This window comes from Sphingopyxis sp. (assembly GCF_036402335.1).
In the GTDB taxonomy this organism is placed as follows: Bacteria; Pseudomonadota; Alphaproteobacteria; order Sphingomonadales; family Sphingomonadaceae; genus Sphingopyxis.
In genome coordinates this window covers 1-6,001 of sequence record NZ_DASWTD010000273.1, presented here as the reverse complement: position 1 = coordinate 6,001, position 6,001 = coordinate 1, and the positions used below count along the sequence as shown (strand labels likewise).

Here is a 6,001-nt window from a genome sequence, read left to right as displayed (position 1 = left end):
GACCTCGCGCTCGCGCGGCTCGAACTCGACCGCGCCGGTCGCCTTGTCGATATCGAGGCGGTGTCGCAGAGCGAGATCGACCGCCTGCGCGCCCGCGTGAATGCGGCCAATGCGGCACTCGCCGGCGCCGATGCCCGGATTGCGGCGCGCGCGCTCGACGTCGAATTCACCACCGTCCGCGCACCGCTGAGCGGCCGGATCTCGGATCGCCAGATCGACGCGGGCAACCTCGTATCGGCGGGCGACGCCGGCGGCACGCTGCTCACGACGATCAACGCGCTCGACCCCGTCTATTTCACCTTCCAGGGTTCGGAGGCGCTGTTCCTCAAGACCAAGCGCGAGGGCGGCGAAAAGGGTGCGGCGGTCGAAGTCCGCCTGCAGGATGAAAGCGAATATCGCTGGAAGGGCCGGCTCGACTTCACCGACAATGGTCTCGACCCGCGTTCGGGCACGATCCGCGCCCGCGCCAGCTTTACCAACCCCGAGATGTTCCTGACCCCCGGCATGTTCGGCAACATGCGCCTGTCGACGGGCCAGACGGCGCGCGCGCTGCTGGTCCCCGCCGCCGCGGTGCAGACCGATCAGGCGCGCAAGATCGTCTTCGTCGTCGGCAAGGACGGCACGGTCGCGGCGAAGCCGGTCGAGCTTGGCCCCGAAGTCGATGGCCTGCGCGTCATCCGCTCGGGCCTGACGCCGACCGACCGCGTCGTCATCAACGGTTACCAGTTCGCACGGCCCGGCACCAAGGCGGTGACCAAGGCTGGCAAGATCGCCGCTTCGGCACCCCCGAAGGGTGCGGCCGCCGCGGTCGAACCGGTGTCGGCGCAGGCGACTTTCGCGAAATGACTTAAGCTCCCCTCCCGCTTGCGGGAGGGGTCGGGCGTGGGCCAGCTCCGTCTCAACTGCCCACCCCGCTGCGCCCCGGATCAAGTCCGGGGCTCGCTGCCCCTCCCGCTTGCGGGAGGGGTGACCAGAACAGTTTTTCAGACAGGGGCTCTCCCATGCGCCTATCCCGCTTCTTCATCGACCGGCCGATCTTTGCCGCCGTGCTCGCCGTCATCATCACCATCGTCGGCGCGGTCGCCTATATCGGCCTGCCCGTGTCGCAATATCCCGACATCGTCCCGCCGACGGTGACCGTGACCGCAACCTATCCGGGCGCATCGGCCGAAACCGTCGCCGACACGGTGGCGGCGCCGATCGAGCAGGAAATCAACGGCGTCGACAATATGCTCTATATGAGCAGCCAGTCGACCGGCGACGGCGTCGTCACGATCACGGTGACCTTCAAGATCGGCACCGACCTCGATGCAGCGCAGGTACTCGTGCAGAACCGCGTCGCGATCGCGACCCCGCGCCTGCCCGAAACGGTACAGCGGCTGGGCGTGGTGACGCGCAAGACGTCGCCCGACTTCCTGATGGTCGTGAACCTCGTCTCGCCCGACAAGTCGCTCGATCGCGCCTATATCTCCAACTATGCGCTGACTCAGCTCCGCGACCGTTTGAGCCGTATCGACGGCGTCGGCGACGTGCGGCTGTTCGGCGCGCGCGACTATGCGATGCGGGTGTGGATCGACCCCGGCCGCGCCGCCGCGCTCGACCTGACGGCGGGCGAGATCGTCGCCGCGCTGCGCCGCGAGAATGTGCAGGTGGCCGCGGGTACGCTCGGCCAGCCACCCTATGCCAATGGCAGCGATTTCCAGCTGAGCGTCGAGACGCAGGGCCGCCTGACCGATCCCAAGGATTTCGCCAATATCGTCATCCGCAGCGATGCCGACGGGCGGCAGGTCCGCGTGTCGGACGTCGCGCGCGTCGAACTCGGTGCGTCGGATTACAACAGCAACACCTATCTCTCGGGCGACCCGACCGTCATCATGGCGGTGTTTCAGCGCCCAGGTTCGAACGCGCTCGCCGCGGCCAAAGCGGTCGAGGCCGAGATGGCGGCCTCGTCGAAGAATTTCCCCAAGGGCCTTGAATATCGGGTCATCTATAATCCCACCGAGTTTATCGCCCAGTCGATCGACGCGGTGATGGAAACGCTGATCGAGGCGGTGTTCCTCGTCGTCATCGTGATCCTCGTCTTCCTGCAGAAATGGCGCGCGGCGATCATTCCGGTGCTCGCGATCCCCGTATCGCTGATCGGGACCTTCGTGGTGCTCGCGGCGTTCGGCTACAGCCTCAACAACCTCTCGCTGTTCGGGCTGGTGCTCGCGATCGGCATCGTCGTCGACGACGCGATCGTCGTCGTCGAGAATGTCGAGCGCAATCTCGAGAAGGGCATGTCGGCGCTCGAAGCCGCGCGGACGTCGATGGACGAGGTGTCGGGCGCGCTCGTCGCAATCGTGCTCGTGCTCTGCGCGGTGTTCGTCCCGACCTTGTTCCTCACGGGCCTGTCGGGCGCCTTCTACCAGCAGTTTGCGGTGACCATCTCGACCGCGACGATCATCTCGCTCGTGCTGTCGCTGACGCTCTCGCCTGCGCTTGCGGCGATCCTGCTCAAGGCGCACGCTCCCGCGCAGGCCGACGGATGGCTGATGGCACACATCCACCGTGCCGGCGAACGTTTCAACGAGGCGTTCGAGCGGCTCAGCAACGGCTATGCGTCGCTCACCGACCGGCTGGTGCGCGCGCCGAAGAAGATGATGGTCACCTATGCGGGCCTCATCGCCGCGACAGCGGGGCTGTTCTGGGCGACGCCAACGGGCTTCATCCCCGCACAGGACCAGGGCTATTTCCTCGTCGTCGCCAAGCTCCCCGCGGGTGCCTCGGTCGAACGCACCGACGCGGTGGTGAAAAAGGTCGCGGCGCGCGTGCTGCCGGTCGAGGGCGTCCTCGGTTCGGTGATGCTCGCGGGCTTCGACGGCCCGTCGCAGACGCTCGCGCCGAACTCGGCTGCTGCCTATTTCCCGCTCAAATCCTTCGAGGAGCGCAAGAAGCTCGGCGTCAATTTCGAAGATATCATGAACCAGGCGCGGGCAAACACGGCGGACATCACCGACGCGCAGATCGTCGTCATCCCGCCGCCGCTGATCCAGGGCATCGGGTCGGCGGGCGGTTATCGCATGATCGTGCAGGACCGCGGCGGGAACGGCTATGCCGCGCTCGCGAACGAGACGAACAATCTGATCGGCAAGGCGAACCAGACCCCGGGACTCGCGAACGTCTTCACCTTCTTCGACCCGTCGAACCCGCGCATCTTTGCCGACATCGATCGTGCCAAGGCGAATGCGCTGGGCGTGCCGCCCGAGCGGGTATTCGAGGCGCTGCAGGTCTATCTCGGCTCGGCGTTCGTCAACGACTTCAACCTGCTCGGCCGCACCTATCGCGTCACCGCGCAGGCCGACGCCCCCTATCGCCAGACCGTCGCCGATATCGCGAACCTCCGGACGCGGTCGGACTCGGGGGCGATGGTGCCGATCGGGTCGGTCGCCAATTTCGAGGACCGTACGGGGCCGTACCGCGTCACGCGCTACAACCTCTTCCCCGCGGTCGAGATCGACGGCGACACCGCTCCGGGTTCGTCGTCGGGCGCGTCGCTGACGACGATGGAAAAGCTGGCTTCGGACTCGCTGCCCGCTGGCTACGGCACCGAATGGACGGGCATTGCCTTCCAGCAAAAGGCGGCGGCGAACACAGCAGGCATCGTCTTCGCGCTCGCGGTGGTCTTCGTCTTCCTCGTCCTCGCGGCGCAATATGAAAGCCTGATGCTGCCATTGGCGATCATCTTCATCGTGCCGATGTGTCTGCTCGCGGCGATGATCGGCGTGAATCTGCGCGGCATGGATAATAATGTGCTGACGCAGATCGGGCTTGTCGTGCTCATCGCGCTTGCGGCGAAGAACGCGATCCTGATCGTCGAATTTGCCAAGCAGGCCGAGGAACAGGATGGCTTGTCGCCGGTCGAAGCCGCGGTGCGCGCCGCGCGCGATCGTCTGCGCCCGATCCTGATGACCAGCTTCGCCTTCATCCTCGGCGCCGTGCCGCTGCTGATCGCAAGCGGGGCGGGGGCGGAACTCCGCCAGGCGCTCGGCACCGCGGTCTTCTTCGGCATGCTCGGCGTGACGGCGTTCGGCCTCATCTTCACCCCGACCTTCTACGTCGTCGCCCGCGCGCTCAGCCACTGGTCGGCCGAGCGGCGCGCGCGGCGCGGCTCGGACGACCACGGAACCGCACTGCCGGTCCCGGCGGAATAAGGAGTAACATCATGATCCTCCGCAACATCCTCACTGCCGCCTCGGCCCTCGCGCTCGCCGCCTGCGCGGTCGGCCCCAACTATGCCGAGCCGAAGTCAGCGTCGGCGCCGGTCGCGACCGGACCGTTCGTCTCGGCGAACACCCCCGCCGTGTCGCTCGCCCCGGTCGCGGGCGACTGGTGGCGGCTCTATGACGATCCGGTCCTCGACGGGCTCGTCGGCGATGCGCTTGCCAACAACACCGACGTTCGCGTTGCGGTCGCCAACATCGCTCGCGCCCGCGCGTCGCTCCGCGGTGCGCGCGCCGACCGCCTGCCGCAAGGCGAAATCGGCGCCGGCGCCAATTACGGCCGCAGCCCCGAAGGCCAGCGGCTACCGGGCGCCGACCGCGAAGACTGGGCGGTCGATATCGGCGTTAACGTCTCGTACGAAGTCGACCTGTTCGGCCGCGTCAGCCGCTCGATCGAGGCCGCGCGCGGCGACACCGCCGCCGCCGAAGCGAATGCCGATGCGGTGCGCGTGATCGTCGCCGCCGATACGACGCAGGCCTATGCCGACGCCGCATCGGGCGCGGCGCGGCTCGATGTCGCGCGGCGCATCGTCGGCCTGCTCGACCAGCAGGTGACAGTCACGCAGCGGCGCAAGGACGCCGGGATGGCGACGGGGCTCGACCTCGCGCGCATCACGACGCTGCGCGACCAGCGGTCCGCCGAAATTCCAGCCATCGAGGCCGAGCGGCAGGCGGCCTTGTTCCGCCTCGCGACCCTGACCGGTCGTGCCCCCGCCGCGTTGCCCGCCATCGCCGGCGATCGCAACATCAGCCTCGAGATCACCGACCCGATCCCAGTCGGTGATGGGGCGGCGCTATTGAAGCGCCGTCCCGACATTCGCGCCGCCGAGCGCCGCCTTGCCGCCGATACCGCGCGCATCGGCGTCGCGACGGCGGATCTCTACCCGCGCATCACGCTTGGCGGATCGGCGGGGTCGACCGGCTCGGGCTTCGGCGACATATTCGGCGGCGGCCCGGTTCGGTGGCTGCTCGGGCCGCTGCTCAACTGGGCCTTCCCCAATCAGGAACCGGCGCGGGCGCGAATCGCGGCGGCCGAAGCCGATACGCAGGCGTCGCTCGCCGAATTCGACGGCACGGTGCTGCGCGCGCTCGAGGAAACCGAAACCGCGCTCTCGTCCTACGCGCGTTCGCTCGAACAGCGGCAGGCGCTGCGCGCCGCGCGCGACCAGTCCGAACGCGCGGCGCGGATCGTCCGCGCCAAGCGTGAGGAAGGCGCGTCGGACTCGTTCGAATGGCTCGACGCCGAACGGACCTTTGCCGAGGCCGAGGCGACGCTCGCCGAACAGGACGGGCAGATTTCGCGGCGGCAGATCGCGCTGTTCCGCGCGCTTGCAGGCGGCTGGTCGACCTAGGCTTCGACCGGCCGCTCCGCCGCGGTCAACGGCACGACGCGCAGCATCGCGAGCGCGGCGAGCAGCAGCGTCGCCGCCGCAAACGCCATCGTGTAGATCGGCTCGCCGGGGAAGAAGGCCTTCATGATCGACCCCATGACGGTCGCGACGAGCAATTGCGGGATCACGACGAAGACATTGAACAGCCCCATATAGATGCCGAGCTTTGCCTGCGGCAGGCTGGAGGCGAGCATCGCATAGGGCATCGCGAGTACCGACGCCCAGAAGATGCCGATGAAGATTTCGCTCGCGATCAGCTGGTTCGGATCGCGCAGGACAAAGAAGCTGCCGTAACCGATCGCGCCGCAGACGAGTCCGGTGATATGCGTGCGTGCCTGTCCGATGCGT

3 protein-coding genes and 1 pseudogene are annotated in these 6,001 nt (G+C 67.7%); 3 read left to right on the top strand and 1 reads right to left on the bottom strand.

What is annotated here, in order from left to right:
* The 3 genes from VGD20_RS08670 to VGD20_RS08660 all read left to right on the top strand — a co-directional run.
* A partial coding sequence (locus tag VGD20_RS08670) for an efflux RND transporter periplasmic adaptor subunit (protein ID WP_331134059.1) occupies positions 1–846 on the top strand: 846 nt, incomplete at its 5' end.
* 155 nt (positions 847–1,001) lie between these two features.
* Positions 1,002–4,193 carry a multidrug efflux RND transporter permease subunit gene (locus VGD20_RS08665; protein WP_331134058.1) on the top strand — a complete coding sequence of 1,064 codons (3,192 nt, stop codon included), beginning with the start codon at positions 1,002–1,004 and terminating at the stop codon, positions 4,191–4,193.
* 11 nt (positions 4,194–4,204) lie between these two features.
* Positions 4,205–5,614 (top strand): TolC family protein, encoded by a 1,410-nt coding sequence (locus VGD20_RS08660; RefSeq protein ID WP_331134057.1) that lies wholly within the window; start codon positions 4,205–4,207, stop codon positions 5,612–5,614.
* Here the strand turns inward: VGD20_RS08660 and VGD20_RS08655 are convergent.
* Positions 5,611–6,001: pseudogene (locus VGD20_RS08655) on the bottom strand (MFS transporter); the annotation flags it as partial. The gene VGD20_RS08660 and the pseudogene VGD20_RS08655 overlap by 4 nt on opposite strands.